At 62.4% G+C, this 21,072-nt stretch carries 17 protein-coding genes; 16 read left to right on the top strand and 1 reads right to left on the bottom strand.

What is annotated here, in order from left to right; genetic code table 11:
- Positions 1–287: 287 nt before the first annotated feature.
- A complete protein-coding gene (hemN, locus tag AC0L2D_RS16970) occupies positions 288–1,637 on the bottom strand; it encodes an oxygen-independent coproporphyrinogen III oxidase (RefSeq protein ID WP_473541608.1) in 1,350 nt (449 codons plus the stop codon).
- Positions 1,638–1,790: 153 nt separating this feature from the next.
- Between hemN and AC0L2D_RS16965 the strand changes: the two genes are divergently transcribed.
- The 16 genes from AC0L2D_RS16965 (at position 1,791) to AC0L2D_RS16890 (ending at position 21,047) form a co-directional block, all read left to right on the top strand.
- Entirely contained in the window at positions 1,791–2,540 is a 750-nt protein-coding gene (locus AC0L2D_RS16965; protein WP_473541607.1) for a Crp/Fnr family transcriptional regulator, read from the top strand.
- A gap of 497 nt (positions 2,541–3,037) precedes the next feature.
- Positions 3,038–4,666 carry a cytochrome-c oxidase, cbb3-type subunit I gene (gene ccoN, locus AC0L2D_RS16960; RefSeq protein ID WP_473541606.1) on the top strand — a complete coding sequence of 543 codons (1,629 nt, stop codon included), beginning with the start codon at positions 3,038–3,040 and terminating at the stop codon, positions 4,664–4,666.
- Positions 4,657–5,388, top strand: a complete 732-nt coding sequence (gene ccoO, locus AC0L2D_RS16955; RefSeq protein ID WP_473541605.1) for a cytochrome-c oxidase, cbb3-type subunit II — start codon at positions 4,657–4,659, stop codon at positions 5,386–5,388. The genes ccoN and ccoO overlap by 10 nt, the downstream gene beginning before the upstream one ends.
- Before the next feature lie 12 nt (positions 5,389–5,400).
- Positions 5,401–5,550, top strand: a complete 150-nt coding sequence (locus AC0L2D_RS16950) for a cbb3-type cytochrome c oxidase subunit 3 (RefSeq protein ID WP_473541604.1) — start codon at positions 5,401–5,403, stop codon at positions 5,548–5,550.
- A gap of 2 nt (positions 5,551–5,552) precedes the next feature.
- Positions 5,553–6,416 carry a cytochrome-c oxidase, cbb3-type subunit III gene (gene ccoP, locus AC0L2D_RS16945; RefSeq protein ID WP_473541603.1) on the top strand — a complete coding sequence of 288 codons (864 nt, stop codon included), beginning with the start codon at positions 5,553–5,555 and terminating at the stop codon, positions 6,414–6,416.
- A 175-nt stretch (positions 6,417–6,591) separates the two neighbouring features.
- Complete coding sequence (gene ccoG, locus AC0L2D_RS16940) at positions 6,592–8,109, top strand: cytochrome c oxidase accessory protein CcoG (protein ID WP_473541602.1); 1,518 nt, start codon at positions 6,592–6,594, stop codon at positions 8,107–8,109.
- Entirely contained in the window at positions 8,106–8,603 is a 498-nt protein-coding gene (locus tag AC0L2D_RS16935; RefSeq protein WP_473541601.1) for a FixH family protein, read from the top strand. Before ccoG ends, AC0L2D_RS16935 begins: the two co-directional genes overlap by 4 nt.
- The gene (locus AC0L2D_RS16930; protein ID WP_473541600.1) at positions 8,600–10,888 is read left to right on the top strand and encodes a cation-translocating P-type ATPase; all 2,289 of its coding nucleotides are present in this window, start codon (positions 8,600–8,602) and stop codon (positions 10,886–10,888) included. Before AC0L2D_RS16935 ends, AC0L2D_RS16930 begins: the two co-directional genes overlap by 4 nt.
- On the top strand, positions 10,885–11,040 hold the full coding sequence (ccoS, locus tag AC0L2D_RS16925) for a cbb3-type cytochrome oxidase assembly protein CcoS (protein WP_473541599.1): 156 nt from the start codon (positions 10,885–10,887) through the stop codon (positions 11,038–11,040). Before AC0L2D_RS16930 ends, ccoS begins: the two co-directional genes overlap by 4 nt.
- A 704-nt stretch (positions 11,041–11,744) precedes the next feature.
- Positions 11,745–12,926, top strand: a complete 1,182-nt coding sequence (gene ubiM, locus AC0L2D_RS16920) for a 5-demethoxyubiquinol-8 5-hydroxylase UbiM (RefSeq protein WP_473541598.1) — start codon at positions 11,745–11,747, stop codon at positions 12,924–12,926.
- A gap of 1,918 nt (positions 12,927–14,844) precedes the next feature.
- Complete coding sequence (locus AC0L2D_RS16915; RefSeq protein ID WP_473541597.1) at positions 14,845–16,047, top strand: cytochrome P450; 1,203 nt, start codon at positions 14,845–14,847, stop codon at positions 16,045–16,047.
- Between the two features lie 90 nt (positions 16,048–16,137).
- Positions 16,138–17,427, top strand: coding sequence for a cytochrome P450 (locus AC0L2D_RS16910; RefSeq protein ID WP_473541596.1), 1,290 nt, complete (start codon positions 16,138–16,140; stop codon positions 17,425–17,427).
- A gap of 1 nt (position 17,428) precedes the next feature.
- Positions 17,429–17,737 (top strand): ferredoxin, encoded by a 309-nt coding sequence (locus tag AC0L2D_RS16905; protein ID WP_473541595.1) that lies wholly within the window; start codon positions 17,429–17,431, stop codon positions 17,735–17,737.
- Entirely contained in the window at positions 17,724–18,569 is an 846-nt protein-coding gene (locus AC0L2D_RS16900) for an SDR family oxidoreductase (RefSeq protein ID WP_473541594.1), read from the top strand. Before AC0L2D_RS16905 ends, AC0L2D_RS16900 begins: the two co-directional genes overlap by 14 nt.
- Positions 18,569–19,912 (top strand): cytochrome P450, encoded by a 1,344-nt coding sequence (locus tag AC0L2D_RS16895; RefSeq protein ID WP_473541593.1) that lies wholly within the window; start codon positions 18,569–18,571, stop codon positions 19,910–19,912. The genes AC0L2D_RS16900 and AC0L2D_RS16895 overlap by 1 nt, the downstream gene beginning before the upstream one ends.
- A 136-nt stretch (positions 19,913–20,048) precedes the next feature.
- Positions 20,049–21,047: a polyprenyl synthetase family protein gene (locus AC0L2D_RS16890; RefSeq protein WP_473541633.1), complete on the top strand. Its 999-nt coding sequence runs from the start codon at positions 20,049–20,051 to the stop codon at positions 21,045–21,047.
- Positions 21,048–21,072: the final 25 nt, after the last annotated feature.

The raw sequence follows: 21,072 nt of genomic DNA, 5'->3' as shown, positions 1-21,072 counted from the left end.
TGGTCAAGTGCAATGGTGGCGCACCGCCCGCTCGGCGGGGCCAGCCACATGAGGCCGAGCTGTCGCCAAGCGATGGTCCATCGCCATCATGCGGCGGCCGATCTCGACCGGGAAGACAACCATTCAGGCGGCAGCGTGGTGCGTGGATGCAGCGCGTCACCTTAGGTTTTCCGATCCGATTTATGCCTGCGTGCTTGTCATCGACAAGAGGGGTACGCCGACAACATCGTGGCATGGCCAATAGGCCACCTAAGATGGACCTGCGTGGTTTGCGACGCACTCTCTGCTCAAACTGCCACCGAGTGCCTGGCCTTTCCGCTTTCGAGATATTTGTCGAACTTCGCAGCGACGCTTCTGACGAAGGGACGACTTTCCACCGGCACGACGAAACGGTCGCCATCGAGTTCAAGCAATCGGACGGGGTTGTCGAGGGCCACGGTACTCGACCGGAGAAGGAGGTTCTGGCCGCATTTGCCGAAGCGTTCTACCAAATCGACTGCCGAGAAGCCGAAATCGCACATCAGCCGCTCGATGATCCAGCCGCGAGCGCGGTCGTCGTTGGAAAAAACAATTCCGCGGACCGAAGCCAACCCACCCTGATCCACCATGCGGCCATATTCGGCCGTTGAAGGCATGTTCTGGACGTAGCCTTGCCGGAATTGGCTGATGGACGACGGGCCGAGGCCGATTAAGGTCTCGCAGCGATCCTCGGTATAGCCCTGAAAGTTGCGACGCAAAGTCCCGGCGCGCGCGGCCTGGGCCAGCGAATCGTTGGGTTTGGCGAAATGGTCGAACCCGATTGCTTCATATCCGTGCTCGAGGATGGCGCGTGCTGCCAGTTGCGATTGGGCAAGCCGCTCCTCCGGGCCTGGCAACCAAGCCTCGTCGATCATGGTCTGATGTTTCTTGAACCATGGCACATGCGCGTAGCCAAAAAGCGCGATCCGCTCCGGCTCCAACGTCAGCGCCTGCATGACTGTGGACAGGACTCTTTCCCTGGTCTGGTGCGGCAAGCCGTAGAGCAGGTCCAGGTTGACCGATTCGACGCCGCGGGACCGAACGCCGTCGACAACTGTTTTAGTCTGCAAGAAGGTCTGCTCGCGATTGATAGCCTTTTGCACCTTCGGATCGAAATCCTGCACGCCGAGGCTCGCCCTCGTCATGCCGATTTCGGCAAGCGCGTCGAGGCGGGCTTCGTCCATATCGTTGGGTTCGATTTCGACGCTGATCTTCGCGCCGGGAAGAAATGTGAAGCTAGTGCGCAGAACTGCTCCCAGCGCCACCATATCCTTCGGTTTGAGCATCGTCGGCGAACCGCCACCGAAATGGACGGCACGCACCCGGCCCTTGCCTCCGGCGAGATTTGAGACGGTGGCGATCTCCGCATGCAATGATCTCAGATATCTGGTCACCGGTTCGTAGTGGCGTGTCTGCTTTGTGTGGCATGCACAGAACCAGCAAAGTTTGTCGCAATAAGGGATGTGCACGTAGAGCGATACCTCATCGTCCCCGCCGAGCGCCTCCAGCCAGCCACGATAAGCCGCAGCATCGACGCCCTCGTGGAAATGGGGTGCCGTCGGATAGCTGGTGTAGCGAGGGACGTTTTCGACAATCCGGGCAGCTACTTTCGACTGCATGTCGTGGTCACCAGTTTGCATCGCTGCAACTGTTGACTGGTTGGCCGGCCAACGCCCTGATTTCGATCAAGTGCAGCTCGGACAAACTGCCGCAAGGATTTTTCTACCTGGATGGCTATCCTGTCGGTGCTTGGGAAAGGGTAGAGCGAGCGCATGACATTACGGCAAGACATTCACAGTTCCGGCATTCCCGTTCTTTGCCGCTCTTGCGAGGGAAGGCGTCGTGGCATTTGCGGTGCTCTCGATCCAGACCGTTTGGTTTGGCTCGCCAAGACTTCGTCGCGGCACAAGATCGAGCCGGGAGTCGAACTGATCGGCGACTGCGAGGCCGTGGGCAGCTATTCGAATGTGCTTTCAGGCGTGGTGAAGTTGACCAAGAGTCTTTCGGACGGGCGCCAGCAGATCGTAGCTCTCCAGTTTGCACCGGATTTTCTGGGGCGCCCCTTCAAGGTGGAAAGCGAGATCAGTGCGGAAGCGGCAACAGTTGTCACGCTGTGTTCGTTCCCCAAGCCAGCCCTCGAACGGATGATGAAGGATTCGCCGGAACTCGAGCATCGCCTGCTTAAGCAGGCGCTGGACGAACTTGACGCAGCACGCGAATGGATGGTGACGCTCGGCCGCAAGACGGCATCGGAAAAGGTGGCGAGTTTTCTCCTCATGATCGCCCTGAATATCGATTCCGGTGTTAATCCGACTGCCAGCTCGGCGTCCTTCGATCTGCCACTGACTCGTGCTGACATCTCTGATTTCCTTGGACTGACGAATGAGACGGTGAGCCGGCAGCTGACTCGATTGCGAGCTGAAGGCGTGATCCGGATCGAGAACAAACGCCATGTGATGGTGGAGAGCGTCGACCGGCTGGAGCAGCGTTGCGGCGGCCGAAGGCCGCGGCAGTTTGAATAACCCCAAGCGGCAAGGTCTGCGCCAACTCCGAAGCCGCGGCAGGACATGCTGCGTTCGAACGCAATGTATCGCTACAGCCTTCGAGCCCCCGGTAGCATGGACACGAAAGCATCCGCGACCCTTATCGAATAACCTAGCCACCCGCCATGAGTGTCCCGCTCGCGGTGAAGCATTGATCGTTGAGGTCCTCTTACCCCCTGTGGTAATGGCGATATCGCCATTTGCGAGCCGTTCCAAGCGACGTTAGCAGCAGTACTTCCAAAGTCGCGGAGGGTCTCGACATATGGCCCGCCTCACCGTCCGCTCGACTTCAATCCACTTGTCGTGAGCGGGGCAGGGCCGTCGCGCGCTCCTCTGTATGCCACCTTCTGATTTGCGCGAATTCGATTCTACCGAACAAACCTGGCGCCTGACATGGATCAGGGCGAGCAGAGGGCAGTTGCGCAATTGATGCACAGCGGATTTGGCGTCCGCCCGATTCGGGATCAGGATTTGCGATGAAATTCGGGACAGCGATCGTCGTGGTGGGCATGTTTGCTTTTGCAGCCCTGGTAGCTGCCGGCTTCGGCATCGACGGACCTTTCCGCAAGCACATGTGGGTGCTGTTTTTTGCCCTTACTGCCTTCACCGGGATCTTGATGCGCAACACGGAGTTCAAGCCGGCACCTCCGATTGACCCATCAGCTTACATGGACGGTCCGATCCGCTACGGCGCCATCGCCACGATGTTCTGGGGTGTTGTCGGCATGCTGGTCGGCGTCGTGATCGCGCTGCAGCTGGCCTACCCCGATCTCAACATCCAGCCCTGGTTCAATTTCGGCCGCTTGCGGCCGCTGCATACCTCAGGGGTCGTCTTCGCCTTCGGCGGCAACGCGCTCTTGTGCACATCATTGTATGTCGTGCAGCGCACCTGCCGCGCCCGCCTCTTCGGCGGCGATCTCGCCTGGTTCGTGTTCTGGGGCTACCAGCTTTTCATCGTCATGGCGGCGACTGGTTATCTGCTCGGCATCACCGAAAGCCGCGAATACGCCGAACCCGAATGGTATGTCGATATCTTGCTGACCATCGTCTGGGTCGCCTACCTCATCCTGTTCCTTGGCACCATCCTGAAGCGCAAGGAACCGCACATCTACGTCGCCAACTGGTTCTATTTGTCCTTCATAGTGACCATCGCGATGCTGCACGTGATCAACAACCTGTCGATGCCGGCCTCATTCCTCGGCTCCAAGAGTTACTCCGCCTTTTCCGGCGTCCAGGACGCGCTGACGCAATGGTGGTACGGCCACAATGCGGTGGGCTTCTTCCTGACCGCCGGCTTCCTCGGCATGATGTATTATTTCGTGCCCAAGCAGGCGAACCGGCCAGTCTATTCCTACCGGCTGTCGATCATCCATTTCTGGGCACTGATCTTCCTTTACATCTGGGCCGGGCCGCACCACCTGCATTTCACTTCTCTGCCAGACTGGGCGCAGACGCTCGGCATGGTGTTCTCGATCATGCTGTGGATGCCGTCATGGGGCGGCATGATCAATGGCTTGATGACGCTATCCGGCGCCTGGGACAAGCTGCGCACCGATCCGATCATCCGCATGATGGCGATGGCCATCGCCTTCTACGGCATGTCGACCTTCGAAGGTCCGGTGATGGCTATCAAGGCGGTCAACTCGCTGTCGCATTATACCGACTGGACCATCGGTCACGTGCACTCCGGCGCGCTCGGCTGGGTTGGCATGATTTCTTTCGGCGCGATCTACTACATGGTGCCGAAGCTCTGGAACCGTCAACGGCTCTATTCGCTGCGGCTGGTTACCTGGCACTTCTGGCTGGCGACACTCGGCATCGTCGTCTATGCCGCGGTTATGTGGGTGTCCGGCATCATGCAGGGCCTGATGTGGCGCGAATACGACGAGCAGGGCTTCCTGGTCTACTCCTTCGCCGAAACCCTCGCCGCCATGCACCCCTACTATGTGATGCGCGCCATCGGCGGCGCCATGTACCTCTCCGGCGCCCTGATCATGGCCTGGAACATCGCCATGACCATCCTCGGCCACCAGCGTGAGGAGAGGCCGATGTCGGGTGCCGCGCCTGTCCTGCAGCCTGCCACGGAGTCAAACCGATGGGCTTGATGGACAAACATGCCATTATCGAGAAGAACGCCACCCTTCTTCTCGTAGGCTCCCTTCTTGTGGTGACGGTCGGCGGCATCGTCGAGATCGCACCGCTCTTCTATCTCGACAACACGATCGAGAAGGTGGAAGGCATGCGTCCCTACTCGCCGCTCGAGCTCGTTGGGCGCAATATCTATGTGCGCGAGGGCTGCTATGTCTGCCACAGCCAGATGATCAGGCCGTTCCGCGACGAGGTCGAGCGTTACGGCCACTACAGTCTGGCTGCGGAGTCGATGTACGACCACCCCTTCCAATGGGGATCGAAGCGCACCGGGCCGGATCTCGCCCGGGTCGGTGACCGCTACTCCAATGCATGGCATGTCGCGCATCTTTCGGATCCACGTTCCGTGGTGCCGGAATCGATCATGCCGAGCTATGCCTTCCTGAAGGACGCGGAGATCGATGTGAAGGACTTCTCGACGCATCTGGTTGCGAATGCGCGCGTTGGTGTCCCCTATTCGGATGACAGGATTGCCCACGCCAACGCCGATCTGAAAGCGCAGGCTGACCCGAATGCCGACACCTCCGGCCTCGAGAAACGCTATCCCAAAGCCAAGATCGGTGACTTCGACGGCAATCCGCAACAGGTCACCGAAATGGATGCCCTCGTCGCCTATTTGCAGATGCTGGGCACGCTGGTGGATTTCAAGAATTACGACGAAGCCGCCGGCTACCGCTGAGGAGTGTTTTCCATGGATTATAATTTGATGCGGGAGTTTGCGGATAGCTGGGGTCTGCTTGCCATGGCGCTTTTCTTTGCGGGGTCGACTGTCTTCGCGCTCCGCCCCGGAAGCCGCGCGCTGGCCGACGAAGCTGCCCTAATTCCGCTTCAGGACGGGTGATCATGAGCGAGGAGCATATCGATGAAGTCTCTGGGGTCCCAACGACCGGCCACGAATGGGACGGCATCCGGGAGCTGAACAACCCCCTTCCGCGTTGGTGGGTCGTGACCTTTTACGTCACCATTGTCTGGGCCATCGGCTACACGATCGCCTATCCGGCATGGCCGCTGCTGCACTCGGCGACGACGGGTGTTCTCGGCTATTCGAGCCGCAATGACGTCAAGCACGAGCTGGCGGATGCGGAGGCAGCGAAGGGCAAATACCTCGCGGCGGTGGAGTCGAAAAGTGTCGGGGAAATCATCTCGGATGATGCCCTGCGCGAATTCGCCATTGCCGCCGGTAGCGCTGCCTTCAAGATCAATTGCGTCCAATGCCATGGCTCCGGCGCCCAAGGTTCCAAGGGCTTTCCCAATCTCAACGACGACGACTGGCTGTGGGGCGGCAAGGCCGAGCAGATCCAGCAGACAATTACGCACGGCATCCGCTTCGCGTCCGATCCTGACACGCGCATGTCGGAAATGCCTGCCTTTGGCGACATCATAACCGCTGACCAGATTGCTCAGGTCAGCGCCTACGTCGCCAGCCTTTCCGGCAAGGTCCAGGACGCAAGTCTGATCGAGCCCGGCGCCAAGGTCTTTGCTGAAAATTGTGTGGGCTGTCATGGCGACAATGCAAAGGGCAACAAGGAGCTCGGCGCGCCCGACCTGACCGATGCGATCTGGCTCCATGGATCCGGCGAGGCAGCCATCGCCGCCCAGGTCCGTGCACCGAAACAGGGAGTCATGCCGGCCTGGGTCGGCCGTATCGGTGGCATCAAAGTCAAGGAACTTGCGGTCTATGTCCATTCGCTTGGCGGCGGAGAATAGGAAGGAAAGCCCTATTCTCGGCCTCCCCCTGCCAAGCGACGAGGCCCGGCGCGAGCCGGGCCTCGACACCATTTCGGCTGCGCGCATCATCAATGCGGCACGCTTCTGATATCGGCTGGGAGTGGAGACGCACGTGCGCAGTAGTACGCGAATAGGACGGCTCGAAGCCTCGGCCATGAATTCCCCCAATCCGCGCCGGCCGCATTATGCCAGACGCAAGAAAATCTTCCCCAAGCGCGCCTCAGGCAGCTTTCGCCGATTCAAATGGCTGGTGATGGCGATCACCCTTGGCATCTACTACATGACGCCGTGGCTGCGTTGGGATCGCGGCCCATTTGCCCCAGACCAGGCCGTGCTCCTCGATCTCGCCAACCGGCGCTTCTACTTCTTCTTCATCGAGATATGGCCGCAGGAATTCTACTATGTGGCTGGTCTTCTGGTCATGGCCGGCGTTGGACTTCTCCTGATTACCTCGACTGTCGGGCGTGCCTGGTGCGGCTATGCGTGTCCTCAGACGGTGTGGGTCGATCTGTTCCTTGTCGTCGAACGCGCGATCGAGGGCGACCGCAACGTCCGCATGAAACTCGATGCGGGCCCCTGGACCGCGCGCAAGCTGATGCTGCGCGTATCGAAGCATGCGATCTGGCTGGTCATAGGCGCGGCGACCGGCGGCGCTTGGATTTTCTACTTCGCCGATGCGCCGACGCTTGTCGGTGAGCTCCTCACTGGCACCGCCGCTTCTGTCGCCTACATCACGATCGCCGTGTTGACCGCGACCACCTATACGTTCGGCGGCCTGATGCGCGAACAGGTCTGCACCTATATGTGCCCATGGCCGCGCATCCAGGCGGCGATGCTCGACGAGAACTCACTCACGGTCACCTACAACGACTGGCGTGGTGAACCGCGTTCGCGACACGCCAAGAAGGTTCTGGCCGCAGGCCAGCCTGTCGGGGACTGTGTCGACTGCAATGCCTGCGTGGCGGTCTGCCCGATGGGGATCGACATTCGCGATGGCCAGCAGCTCGAATGCATCACTTGCGCGCTCTGCATCGACGCCTGCGACGGTGTTATGGACAAGCTCGGCAAGGAGCGCGGGCTGATCGCCTATGCGACGCTGTCCGACTACAACGCCAACATGATGCTGGTGACCGCAGGCAGCTCCAGCGCAGTCAGTCCATCGCTCGTCAGGATTGCTGGCGGCACCTTCTCCGACAAGGTGGCGCACTTTCACATCCGCAAGATCTTTCGGCCGCGCACCTACGTTTACATGGGTTTGTGGTCGCTGATCGGCCTTGGCCTGCTCTATTCGCTGCTGACTCGCGACCGGCTCGAACTGAACGTGTTGCATGATCGCAATCCTCAGTTCGTCACTCTGTCAGATGGTTCCATCCGCAATGGTTATACCGTCAAGCTGCTCAACATGATCCCGGAGCCGCGGACGATCGTCGTCACCATGCAGGGCCTTGAAGGCGCTGACATGGTTGTCGTCGGCGACGACATCCCCGCAGGCCGTTCCTTAGCCATCCCGATCGAACCCGACCGACTGAAAACGTTGAAGGTCTTCATTCGTCAGCCGGCGAGCCAGATCCGCGCGCCGGCGCAGACTTTCACCTTCCGTGTCGAGGACAAAGCCAGCTTCGAGTCCAACGAATACATTGCCACTTTCAACGCGCCAGAGGCTGCCAGATGACTGCCAACGCTCAGAAACCTCGCGAATTTACTGGCAGGCACATGCTAGCCATCATCCTTGCCTTTTTCGGTGTGGTGATCGCCGTGAACCTGACCATGGCGACGCTCGCCAACACCAGCTGGACCGGCATCGTCGTCGAAAACACCTATGTCGCGAGCCAGCAGTTCAACAAGCAGGCGCAGGAGGGCCGCGCCCAGGCTGCGCTCGGTTGGACTGGCAAGCTAACCATCGCCTGGGGTGAAGTCCGCTACAGCCTCTCCGACGCGGCCGGCAAGCCGGTTCCCCTGCACGGCGTCAAGGTGCTGTTTCGTCATCCCGCCTACGAGAAGGAGGACAAGTCCGTCACGCTCGCCCTCGCCTCCGGCCAGGAATTCGCCGCGCGGCATACGCCGAAGGACGGCGTCTGGATCGTCGAGATCGACGCTGATGCCGGTCTGGATAAACCGTACCGCGACGTCCGCAGGATTATGATTTCTCATGGAGCGCTGCAATGAGCTGTTGTGGACCGGGCGCCGAAATGGCGCTGGACCTGGGCAGCGCGGCATCGGTGCTGCCATCCAGCCAGGAAATCAGGCTCGCGAGCCGCTCGCTTGGCCACGATCTTCGCCAGACCGATCTTTCAGTGCCGATGGTTCATTGCGCAGCCTGCATCCGGACGATCGAGACGGCGCTGGGGAAGCTCGATAATGTCGAAGGCGCGCGTGTCAACCTATCGACGAAGCGGGTCGCGATTCGATGGCGTGGGGACAAGGTGCCGCCCTTCGTCGCTGCACTGGGACGTCTGGGCTACGAGGCGCATCTGTTCGCCGCCGAGATCGATGAAAAAGACAGCACGCTTGCCGAGCTGATCCGGGCCGTTGCTGTCGCTGGGTTCGCCGCAGGCAACATCATGCTGCTTTCGGTCTCGGTCTGGTCCGGCGCGGAAGGGGCTACCCGCGACCTGTTTCACTGGGTCTCCGCATTGATCGCTATCCCGGCGCTCGCCTTCGCCGGCGGCATTTTCTTTCGCTCGGCCTGGAATGCACTGCGCCACGGCCGCATGAACATGGACGTGCCGATCGCGGTTGGGGTGTCGCTCGCTTATGCGATGAGTCTTTACGAGACGATCAACCATGGCGAGCACGCCTATTTCGACGCGTCGGTATCACTGCTGTTCTTCCTTTTGATCGGCCGCACGCTGGATCACGTGATGCGCGAACGTGCCCGCACCGCGGTGAAAGGCCTATCTCAACTGGCCGCACGCGGCGCCATGGTGCTGCGCGGCGACGGCGCGCGCGACTATCTGCCGGTCGGTGAGATCGAACCGGGGATGCTATTGCTGATCGCGGCCGGTGAAAGGATGCCCGTCGACGGCAAGATCATTCAGGGGGCCTCGGATCTCGACTGCTCGCTGGCCTCGGGCGAAAGCGTGCCGAAAAGCGCGGCGCCGGGCGCAGCCGTGCAGGCCGGCGTGCTCAATCTTACTGGCTCGCTGACGATTGAGGCGAGCGCCGCCGCGAAGGATTCGTTCCTCGCCGAAATGGTTCGGCTGATGGAAGCCGCCGAGGGCGGTCGCTCGGACTATCGCCGCATCGCTGATCGCGTGTCGGCACTCTACGCGCCCGTGGTTCATCTCACCGCCTTCGTGACATTCCTGGGCTGGATGGCGGCGACCGGGGACTGGCACCGGGCGATGACGATCGCCATCGCTGTTCTCATCATCACATGCCCGTGCGCGCTCGGCCTCGCCGTGCCGATCGTGCAGGTGGTCGCCGCGCGACGCCTGTTCGAGAACGGCATCATGGTCAAGGACGGCTCTGCCATGGAACGCCTGGCGACAATCGACACGGCGGTGTTCGACAAGACCGGAACGCTCACGCTCGGCCAGCCCCGGCTGGTCAATGCAGGCTCAATTGATTCTGGCATGCTGGCAATCGCGGGAGACATGGCCGCGCATTCCCGGCATCCGTTTTCAAAGGCCATAGCCGGTTTTGCCGCTCCTGGCGGGCAGCACAAATTCGATACCGTCACCGAGCATGCAGGGTTTGGAATAGAAGCCACCGACGCGGGAAGCACCTGGCGGCTGGGTCGGCGCGGATGGGCTGGATTGAAGGCCCCGACCGGTGGTGAAGGCAAACATGGCTATGGTGGAACGGTCCTGACAAAAGACGAGTTCATTGTCGCGACCTTCGATTTCGAGGATGCGCTGCGCGCCGACGCGGCGGCGGCGATCAAGCGATTGAACGATGCCGGGTTGTCGGTCAAAATGCTGTCGGGCGATACCGCGGGGGCCTGCGGGGACGTTGCAGAAATGCTGGGTGTCGATGACTTCGTTCCCTGCCTGCTGCCGTCCGGCAAGGTCGAACGCATCGAGAGTCTGGCGAGAGACGGGCACAAGGTTCTGATGGTTGGCGACGGGCTCAACGACACGCCGGCGCTGAGCGCTGCGCATGTCTCGATCGCGCCAGCCACTGCCGCCGACATTGGCCGCAATGCAGCAGACTTCGTTTTTCTGCGCGAAAGCCTCCTAGCGGTCCCACTGGCGCTGGACGTCTCGCGTCAGGCAGGACGCTTGATCCGGCAGAACATCGTCATCGCGATCGTCTACAATGCTGTCGCCGTACCGATCGCGATACTAGGGCACGTCACGCCATTGATCGCGGCGATCGCCATGTCCGCTTCATCACTGATTGTCATTGGGAACGCGTTGCGTCTGCAAGGCTTTGCGCCGAACCGGATGACGAGAGTTTCTTCGACAGCCGCGCGTTCCAGCATTCATGCATCGGCGCAGCCGTCGTGACGACGCTTGTCTACCTCATTCCAGTAGCTCTGTTTCTTGGCGCGCTGGGGCTGTCTGGCGTTGTGTGGGCCTTGAGGAGTGGTCAATATCAGGATCTCGACGGCGCCGCCGAGCGGATCCTCATCGACCAGAATGACGATCTGGAACTCTGAACGAAGCCGTTGTCCGAGTTGAGTTGCCATGCTCTGAACAAGGTGTGGAGGCTCAGCAGCTTGCAATCCCCAAGTCTGACTTAACGTTGATTGTGAAAAGCCTCTCTCAGACAGTGATTTGCTCGCGTGCGGAATTGGCGGCGTTCCGGTTGCGAGTGCGAGGTCGCGATCACCAGAGGAACGGGAGCCGCGCTACCTTCAAACGCGTTTGGCTGATCCAGATCAGGACTATCTCCTCATCGCCATGGTTTATCGGCCCTTCAAGAGAGAACGAATGCCCAGTGGGAGTTTGGTCGCCAGTGTCACCGTCTCGACGGTTTTGGCTTTTTCACGGTCGGCTCTGCTGCTTCGACGAGTCGCGGCCGAAGGCCTATGCGCGCCTTCGATCAAGAGGGCCGCGAAGAATGAGCCGAGCCGGGTCTGGGGTGACGCGTTCGGCGATGGTTGATGCCGACCCTGTGCGCAGCGTGATTGTGGCGCTTCGCCCGTCAACAGCCGGCACTGTGAGAACCTCGCTTGCTGGCTGGCCCTACGCTTGGCTGCGAGGAGACTATGACTGGTCCATCATGCGCGTCCGCGATTGAACCGATGGTATGCTTCGGGTTTTTCTGTCCTGCGCCTTGGGGCGGTGAAGCCGCCCAAAGGCGGCGCACAGCACCGGTCACTGAATCTGCCCTGCACAATCCACCCATGGCGGGACGGTGATGTGCAGCCCTAACCATAGATTCGATATTGTTGTCGTGGGAGCCGGGCCGGTCGGCCTTTCGTTTGCCGCTTCGCTCGCCCAAAGCCAACTCAAGGTGGCGGTTGTTGAACAGAACTCGATCGACCGTCTCGCGAACGCGCCTTTCGATGGCCGCGAAATCGCCCTGACTTCCGCCTCCGTCAGAATCCTTCGCCAGCTCGGCGCTTGGGATACGATCCCAGCTTCGGAGAAATCGCCGCTTTATGGCGCGCGCGTGCTCAACGGTTCGAGCGCTTTCGCACTGCGTTTTGACGCTCCCAGAGCGTCTGGAGAACCCCTCGGAATTTTGGTCCCGAACTGCCACATTCGCGATGCGCTGTTCAAAGTCGTTCGGATGTGTGATGAGCCACTTCTGCTGTGCGGCCACTCGGTTGTCCGTGCAACGACCAGCCACAAAGGAGCAGTGATAACGCTTTCTGACGGCATGCAGTTGAGCGCCAGGCTTGTTGTTGCAGCGGATTCGCGCCTGTCTCCCACGCGTGATCTGCTCGGCATCGGCGCCGACATTAATCGGCTTGGCCAGTCGATGCTGATCTGCCGGGTGCGGCATGAGGGCGCCCATCACCAGGTGGCAACCGAATGGTTCGATCATCATCAAACGATAGCGATGTTGCCTCTCGGGGAGGGAGTGTCCTCGCTGCTGCTCACTCTGCCCTCAAGCGAGGCCGACAGACTGCTTGCCTACAACGACGATTTGTTCCTCTTGGAATTGACGAACCGGTGCCGAGGCCGTCTCGGGAAAATGAGGTTGGCAAGCAACCGCCACGCTTATCCGCTGGTCACCACATGGGCGCATAAATTTAAGGCTCCGAGCGCGGCACTCATCGGGGACGCTGCTATCGGAATGCATCCGGTAACTGCGCATGGCTTCAACATCGGTCTCAGCAGCCAAAAGCAACTTGCCGATGCAATCTTAACTGCAAGTCGCGACGGCCGTGACATTGCCGATCCCGCCGTGCTGCACAGATACGAACGGTGGCTGCGCCTGTCTGCGGCGCCTCTCTACCATGCTACTAATATACTTGTCGGCCTCTACTCGAGCGAGCAACCGGTGGCACGGCTTGTACGCCATGCCGGGCTTCGGTTCGCCCAACATGTTCCCCTTGTCCGGCATGTCATCTCGGCCATGCTCAAACGATGAAAGCACCAGATCGGAAATCCTTCCTCCTAGCGCGTGCACGGCCGCGATAACGGCTGGGAGCGGCTCCTTCAAGTCCCGCCTCAAATGCGCCTTGCCCGGCATCGAAAGGCTGTCGGCATACGGTCGAGCCCCCCACGTCGAAGCTCCGCGGGATCTCCTCGCCGGCACCGGCGGCCGTAAGATCTCGTGCCGGCTTGAGCTTGCGCCGCGTAGCCTTTGCCGTCGCACGGCCACAGTGTTCTCGATCCCGCAAGTTCATTGCCGACCGATCGTCACAAAAAATTGAAAATCGGTGTGCCTTAAACGTAATATTATAAAATATTGATGAGCATAGGCACGTACTACGGTTCAGAAGCGATCGCCGAACTGCGGTTCGGCGGCTCGGTTTCACTCCTGCGGGCAATGGTCGCCGATCAGAATGGAAAGCGCACCGTTGGACTTACGAACGCCTCCACTTGAAGACCCGCGGGGACTACATTGCCAAACCGAGGTCGCGCGTCCGTGAAATGTTAGCTCCCGTGCGACTCGAACAAGCTGACCAGCCTGTCGCCGGCCTGCACTACCTTTTCAGCCGGGGCCCGCTCCTTCTGCACCATCTGTCTAATCAGCGGCCGGGGCGGGCCATGGCCTGCCAGTTCGCAGGCTGGACCCGCCGCTGGCGCCTGCCTTACCGCCTGTTCGACATAGCCGGGGGTTTGCGGGTCATCTTGAACAATTAGCGGTAGGGCTTGCCCCCTTCAGGCGGCAGACTTGGTCGTCGGCCTTGCTCCTTCGCCGCGGGGCAATGATCGTGTTATGGGTTCGCACTTTTCTTCGAAGGCTTGCCGGGCAACGAGACCAGCCGCAACGCTCCCCCTCTGCCGGTCGACGAGCGCATCGCTTTTATTGCTGGCGCGGAAGGCCGGCGTCTGATTGAGGAACTCACGCAACTACTGCCACCGGTGCGCGGCCGGGTCGCGGCCTTGATCTGTGCAATGGAGACGAGTTGGCAGTCATTCATGAGCAGTACAGCGTAGGGGCCGATGAGCACGCGCCGGCCAAGCGCAAACACGTCGCTAACTGTGTCAGTGTAAGTGAGAGAGCTGGGCGGTAAGCCCAACCGTGCCCAGCTCAAGGCCGGCGCGACGCGTGTGTCACCGACCGTCTCGACGACGGCCTGCCCCAATTCCTCGCTTTCATCGATGGCCATCGCTGCGGCAGGGGCCGCGCTAGCGAATCTCCGTCGATACGTTGCGAGTCACACGATCCTTCAGCAGATCATCTGCAGGACATCCGAAATGGGGCCGCGAGGCAGGCGTTATCGAGCAGGCCTCGTTCGCCCCAGATGACTGCATCGAGAGGTGGCCCATGGTTCAAAAAGGTCAGGCGGCCTGCCATCATTCCAGGACAGGACAACTCATGAAGTCGCCAGTGGCGTGTGACGACCGCTATCCGACCTGTTCTGTCGCCTTTTGTCGGGTCCGCGACACCGGTCTATTTCGCCGAACTGTCTGGCGCCGTGCTAACTCGCTGAAAATAATCATAATATTTTTTCTCCGCCGGGCCGCCAAATTGGCACGAGTTTTGAAGCTCCTTCGTTGCAAGCCGGAGCCCCGACCGACCTTCTTTTGTGGATGACGTCGCGATCAACTGAACGAAGATAGAAAGTAAAATGTCAAATCTGCATCAGATAGCATTCTATGGGAAGGGAGCGCCGGCGAAACCGCCGCTGCCAAACAGGCTGCCCTTTTCGACCCTTGCGCACGAAATGTTGATGGCTGGCTACGACTCAAAGGCCAGCCTACCACACTCGCCTTATCCTGAATTCGAAGGCGCAGGATAAGTCGGCTACGCCGCGGGACGTCTACATGCCGTCTTACGTCATTGGCTGCCCGCAGCGCCTTTCGCCCTTCCATAGGTTAGAAACTGAAGTGCCACGATGTCCCAACAACCACTGCCGACGCTGCCGATGTGGCGCGTCGATCACATTGAGCCCTCGCCCGAGATGTTGGCGCTACGCGCCAACGGTCCAATCCACCGCGTGCGGTTCCCGTCCGGGCACGAAGGCTGGTGGGTGACGGGCTACGACGAGGCCAAGGCGGCGCTGGCCGATGCGGCGTTCCGCCCCGCGGGAATGCCGCCGGCGGCATTCACCCCGGATTCAGTAATTCTCGGTTCGCCGGGATGGCTGGTCTCGCACGAAGGGGGCGAGCACGACCGGTTACGCACGATCGTGGCGCCGGCCTTCAGCAAGCGCAGGGTGAAGCTGCTCGCGCAGCAGGTCGAGTCGATCGCCGCGCAGTTGTTCGAGACACTGGCCGCCCAGCCCCAGCCCGCCGATCTGAAGCGCCACCTCTCCTTTCCGCTTCCGGCCATGGTCATCAGCGCGCTGATTGGCGTGCCCTACGAGGACCACGCCTTTTTCGCCGGACTGTCCGACGAGGTGATGACGCACCAACATGAAAGCGGTCCGCGCAGCGCGTCTCGCCTGGCCTGGGAAGAACTGCGTGCCTACATTCGCGGCAAGATGTGGGACAAGCGCCAGGATCCGGGCGACAACCAGCTGACGGATCTGCTCGCGGCGGTCGACCAGGGTAAGGCGTCCGAGGAAGAGGCGATCGGCCTGGCGGCGGGCATGCTGGTGGCGGGGCACGAGAGCACCGTTGCGCAGATCGAATTCGGCCTACTGGCCATGCTCCGCCATCCGCAACAGCGCGAACGCCTGGTCGGCGATCCATCCCTTGTGGACAAGGCGGTGGAGGAAATCCTGCGCATGTACCCGCCGGGCGCGGGCTGGGACGGCGTCATGCGCTATCCGAGGACCGACGTGACTATCGCCGGCGTGCATATTCCCGCGGAGAGCAAGGTGCTCGTCGGCCTGCCGGCGACGTCGTTCGACCCGCGCCATTTCGATGACCCGGAAATCTTCGATATCGGACGCGACGAAAACCCGCACCTGGCGTTCTCCCACGGGCCGCACTACTGCATCGGCATGGCGCTGGCCAGGCTGGAACTCAAGGTGGTGATCGGTTCGATCTTCCAGCGCTTCCCCGCGCTGCGTCTGGCCGTGGCGCCCGAAGCGCTGAAGTTGCGCAAAGAGATCATCACTGGCGGGTTCAAGGAGTTCCCGGTGCTCTGGTGATGCGCGGACGCCGCCCGGAAATGCGATCTTCTCTGCAATTTGCCGGCGTAGCATGCGCCGGTCAGATCAGCTAGCCAACAGGTAATCAAGATGGACGTGCAGGAAACCACGGCAACATGCCGGGACGCCTTCGCCGAATTGGCGTCGCCAGCGTGCCTCCACGACCCGTATCCGTTCATGCGGTGGTTGCGCGAGCACGATCCGGTGCATCGCGCGGCGTCGGGCCTCTTTCTGTTGAGCCGCCACGTCGATATTTACTGGGTGCTCAAGGCCACGGGCGATGCGTTTCGGGGACCAGCGCCTGGCGAACTGGCGCGCTATTTCCCGCGTGCGGCGACCAGCCTGTCGCTCAGTCTGCTGGCGTCCACGCTGGCGATGAAGGAACCCCCGACGCATACGCGTCTGCGCCGGCTGATCTCGCGCGATTTCACTATGCGCGAGATCGACAACCTGCGGCCGAGCATCGCGCGCATCGTCGCAGAGCGCCTGGACTGCATGGCGCCCGCGCTGGAGCGGGGGGAGGCGGTGGACCTGCATCGGGAATTTGCGCTGGCCTTGCCCATGCTGGTCTTCGCCGAACTGTTCGGCATGCCCCAGGACGACATGTTAGGGCTTGCCGCCGGCATCGGTGGCATTCTGGAAGGCTTGAGCCCGCACGCCAGCGATCCCCAGCTCGCCGCGGCGGACGCGGCCAGCGCCAGGGTGCAGGCCTACTTCGGCGACCTCATACAGCGCAAACGCACCGATCCCCGCCACGACATCGTGTCGATGCTAGTCGGCTCACACGACGACGATGCGGACACGCTGTCGGATGCGGAGTTGATCAGCATGCTGTGGGGCATGCTGCTGGGCGGCTTCGCCACCACTGCTGCGAGCATCGACCATGGGGTCCTGGCGATGCTGGCGTTTCCCGAACAGCGGCACTGGCTTGAGGGGGACGCCGTGGGAGTGAAGGCATTCGTCGAAGAGGTCCTGCGCTGCGACGCGCCCGCCATGTTCAGCTCCATCCCGCGTATTGCCCAGCGCGACATCGAGCTGGGCGGCGTGGTAATCCCGAAGAACGCCGACGTGCGCGTGCTGATCGCGGCGGGCAATCGCGACCCGGACGCCTTTGCCGATCCCGACCGCTTCGATCCCGCGCGGTTCTACGGCACCAGTCCTGGCATGTCGAGCGACGGGAAGATCATGCTGAGCTTCGGCCACGGCATCCACTTCTGCCTCGGTGCGCAATTGGCCCGAGTGCAGTTGGCCGAGAGCCTGCCGCGGATCCAGGGGCGCTTTCCCACGCTGGCCTTGGCCGAGCAGCCGACCCGCGAGCCCTCCGCGTTCCTTAGGACGTTCCGCGCGCTGCCGGTTCGGCTGAATGCGCAGGGAGGCTGAGATGCGCGTCGTGGTCGACCAGGATCTGTGCGGAACCACCGGGCAGTGCGCGCTGACGCTGCCGGGTACCTTTCGCCAGCGCGAACCGGACGGAGTGGCCGAATTATGCGTGGCGACGGTCCCGCAGGCGCTGCACGCCGCCGTGCGGCTCGCGGCCAGCCAGTGCCCGGTCGCCGCCATTCGGGTCATCGAGAGCCACGCTAGCGATGACGAGCGCGCCGGCGCCGACCCTGAGCCTTCTCCGGCGGAGGCTGAGCGGCACACCGAGAAAGACCAACGCAACCCAGGAGGACACGGTGGGACGGTTTGAAGGCAAGGTGGCCGTGGTGACCGGTGCCGGCGCCGGCATCGGCAAGGCATGCGCCCTCGCCATCGCCCAAGAGGGCGGCAGAGTGGTGGTGGCCGACATAGATGCCTCGGCGGCGATCGCCTGCGCCGCGCAGATCGCCGCCGAAGCGGGCCACGCGCTGGCCCTGGCCATGGACATCGCCGATGCGCAAGCGGTGGCAGCGCTATTCGAGTCGGGCGAGCGGCACTTCGGTGGGGTCGACCTGCTGGTGAACAACGCCAGCGCCATGCATCTGACCGCACGCGACTGTGCGATCCTCGACCTGGACCTGGCGATCTGGGATGAGACTATGGCGACCAATCTGCGAGGCACGCTGCTCTGCTGCCGACAGGCCATCCCACGGATGATCGCCCGCGGCGGTGGCGCGATCGTCAACATGTCGTCGTGCCAGGGGCTCAGCGGTGACACCGCGCAGACGTCCTACGCCGCGTCGAAGGCGGCGATGAACATGTTGTCGGTCTCGCTCGCCACCCAGTACGGTCATGCGCAGATTCGCTGCAACGCTGTTGCGCCGGGTCTCATCATGTCCGAGCGTCTCCTCGCCAAGCTGGACGAGTGCATGCAACGGCATCTGCGCCGGCACCAGCTCCTGCCGCGCGTCGGCCGCCCCGAGGATGTGGCCACGCTGGTGGCGTTCCTGCTCTCCGACGATGCTGCGTTCATTACCGGCCAGGTCGTGTGCGTCGACGGCGGCATGCTGGCGCATATGCCGACGTACGCCGACGGTGGCAACAGCCCCGCAGCGCGGTCTGCCGGCGGCATCGCCGAAGCGGCCGCGGCGCGGCGCTGCTGATGGATATGTTGCTCAACCCGCTGGACCGTCGGCACCGGCTGCGGCACGACATCCCGGTGATGCCCGGCGCTTACCCCCTGGTCGGGCATCTTCCCGCGATTGTCTGCGACTTGCCGCGCCTGCTGCGGCGCGGGGAACGGACGCTGGGCAGCCACTTCTGGCTGGATTTCGGCCCTGCCGGACACCTGATGACCTGCGTGGATCCGGATGCGTTCGCACTGCTCCGGCACAAGGACGTGTCCTCGGCACTGATCGAAGAGATCGCGCCCGAATTGCTTGGCGGAACGTTGGTAGCCCAGGACGGCGGCGCGCACCGGCAGGCCCGCGATGCGATCAAGGCGGCGTTCTTGCCCAAGGGGCTGACCCAGGCCGGCATCGGCGACCTGTTCGCGCCCGTCATCCGAGCGCGGGTGCGGGCGTGGCGCGACCGCGGCGACATAACCATCCTGCGCGAAACCGGCGACCTGATGCTCAAGCTCATCTTCAGCCTCATGGGAATCCCCGCGCAGGATCTACCGGGATGGCATCGCAAGTACCGGCAACTGCTGCAGTTGATCGTCGCGCCCCCGATCGACCTTCCCGGATTGCCGTTGCGGCGCGGCCGCGCCGCCCGCGACTGGATCGATGCGCAGTTGCGCCAGTTCGTCCGCGACGCGCGCGCGCATGCCGCGCGCACCGGGTTGATCAACGACATGGTGAGCGCGTTCGATCGCAGTGACGATGTGCTCTCCGATGACGTACTGGTTGCCAACATCCGCTTGCTGCTGCTTGCCGGTCACGACACAACCGCCTCGACGATGGCCTGGATAGTGATCGAGTTGGCTCGGCAGCCTGTGCTGTGGGACGCCCTGGTCGAGGAGGCGCAACGCGTGGGCGCGGTGCCGACCCAGCACGCGGACCTGGCGCAGTGTCCGGTCGCCGAGGCGCTGTTCCGCGAGACGCTGCGTGTGCATCCGGCGACCACGCTCCTGCCGCGTCGCGCGCTGCAGGAATTGCAACTCGGCCAACGACGCATTCCCGCGGGCACCCATCTGTGCATCCCGCTGCTCCATTTCTCGACCTCGGCGCTGCTGCACGAGTCGCCTGATCAGTTCCAGCTGGCGCGGTGGCTGCAACGCACAGAGCCGATCCGGCCGGTGGACATGCTGCAGTTCGGTACCGGTCCACACGTCTGCATCGGCTACCACTTGGTATGGCTGGAAATGGTGCAGTTTTGCATCGCCTTGGCGCTGACCATGCACGGGGCCGGGGTGAGGCCGCGGTTGCTGAGTGGCGTCGAAAAAGGCCGACGCTATTATCCGACCGCACATCCGTCCATGACAGTCCGCATCGGATTCTCATGAGCTGGCATCGCATGCCCCGTCTGGCGGGCAGCGGGGCAGGAGAGGCGCCACATTGCTGCACTCAGTGCGACACTGGCAACACCGCGGCGGTTCGGCGCTCGCAGTGGCCGTGTCAGGTACAAGGACTATGAATAACATGCAGACCTGTTCCAAGCCAGACGACGACCGAACTGGCGTTTCGGCGCTCGACGGATCGGGCGCGCCGGCGCGCGGCGCGTCCGGCAGGCTGCTGCCGGAGACCTGGATGCAGGACGGCGCAAAGCGGGTGGAACAGGCACTGGCACGTCTTCTCTGCGCCGAAGACGACGGTGAGACCGAGCTAATGGGGGCCATGCGCTACGCCACCTTGCACGGCGGGAAGCGCACCCGCGGCTTGCTCTGTCTGGCTGCCGGCGCATTGGCCGACACGCCGGCGCACATGCTCGACGACGTCGGCGCCGCCATCGAGATGATGCACGCCTGTACCCTGGTCCACGACGACCTGCCCGCGATGGACGACGACGTGCTTCGCCGCGGCCTTCCGACGGTGCACGTCAAGTTCGGCGAAGCCACTGCGATCCTGGTCGGCGATGCGCTGCAGGCGCACTCTTTTCTAGCCCTGGCGAGGTTGGATGCGCCGGGCGACAACCGTATAGCGCTCGTGCGCGAACTGGCGCAAGCGGTGTCCGCCGAGGGTGCCGCAGGCGGGCAGGCCATGGATCTGTCGCTGGTCGGAAAGGACGTCGAGCTGGACAGGATCGTGGCGATGCACCGGATGAAGAGCGGAGCGCTAGTGCGCGCGTCCGTACGCATGGGCGCGCTATGCGCCATCGCCGAGGATGCCGCGCACACTGCGCTGTATTGTGCGCTCGATCGCTACAGCGCCTGTTTCGGTCTGGCGTTGCAGGTGGTCGACGACGTTCTCGACGCGACAGCGGATACCGCGACGCTGGGCAAAACCCCCGGCAAGGACGCGGCAGCGCAGAAGCCGACCTGCGCGTCAATCATGGGGCCGCAGGCCGCGCGCCAGTTCGCGCTGGATCTCTTGCGCGACGCCGGCGAGGCCATCGCCCCGCTGGGGCCTCGTGCGGAACGGTTGGTGCAGATACTGCAGCGGGCCAAAGCGTATCTCTTCAAGCACACGCCGTGCGCATGAGCTCGCCCATTCGCATGGAGTCGCC

Source organism: Mesorhizobium sp. WSM4833, assembly GCF_055811095.1.
Note: the sequence above shows the minus strand (reverse complement) of the source record. Positions and strands in the feature narration are given on the sequence as shown.

Bases quoted from the DNA above. Each gene is read 5' to 3' on its own strand.
- AC0L2D_RS16935 (WP_473541601.1), top strand. From the start codon at position 8,106: ATGACTGCCAACGCTCAGAAACCTCGCGAATTTACTGGCAGGCACATG.
- AC0L2D_RS16910 (WP_473541596.1), top strand. From the start codon at position 16,138: ATGGACGTGCAGGAAACCACGGCAACATGCCGGGACGCCTTCGCCGAA.
- ubiM (WP_473541598.1), top strand. From the start codon at position 11,745: ATGTGCAGCCCTAACCATAGATTCGATATTGTTGTCGTGGGAGCCGGG.
- hemN (WP_473541608.1), bottom strand. From the start codon at position 1,637: ATGCAGTCGAAAGTAGCTGCCCGGATTGTCGAAAACGTCCCTCGCTAC.
- AC0L2D_RS16930 (WP_473541600.1), top strand. From the start codon at position 8,600: ATGAGCTGTTGTGGACCGGGCGCCGAAATGGCGCTGGACCTGGGCAGC.
- ccoO (WP_473541605.1), top strand. From the start codon at position 4,657: ATGGGCTTGATGGACAAACATGCCATTATCGAGAAGAACGCCACCCTT.
- AC0L2D_RS16905 (WP_473541595.1), top strand. From the start codon at position 17,429: ATGCGCGTCGTGGTCGACCAGGATCTGTGCGGAACCACCGGGCAGTGC.
- ccoP (WP_473541603.1), top strand. From the start codon at position 5,553: ATGAGCGAGGAGCATATCGATGAAGTCTCTGGGGTCCCAACGACCGGC.
- AC0L2D_RS16965 (WP_473541607.1), top strand. From the start codon at position 1,791: ATGACATTACGGCAAGACATTCACAGTTCCGGCATTCCCGTTCTTTGC.
- AC0L2D_RS16890 (WP_473541633.1), top strand. From the start codon at position 20,049: ATGCAGACCTGTTCCAAGCCAGACGACGACCGAACTGGCGTTTCGGCG.
- AC0L2D_RS16915 (WP_473541597.1), top strand. From the start codon at position 14,845: ATGTCCCAACAACCACTGCCGACGCTGCCGATGTGGCGCGTCGATCAC.
- ccoG (WP_473541602.1), top strand. From the start codon at position 6,592: ATGAATTCCCCCAATCCGCGCCGGCCGCATTATGCCAGACGCAAGAAA.
- ccoN (WP_473541606.1), top strand. From the start codon at position 3,038: ATGAAATTCGGGACAGCGATCGTCGTGGTGGGCATGTTTGCTTTTGCA.
- AC0L2D_RS16950 (WP_473541604.1), top strand. From the start codon at position 5,401: ATGGATTATAATTTGATGCGGGAGTTTGCGGATAGCTGGGGTCTGCTT.
- AC0L2D_RS16895 (WP_473541593.1), top strand. From the start codon at position 18,569: ATGGATATGTTGCTCAACCCGCTGGACCGTCGGCACCGGCTGCGGCAC.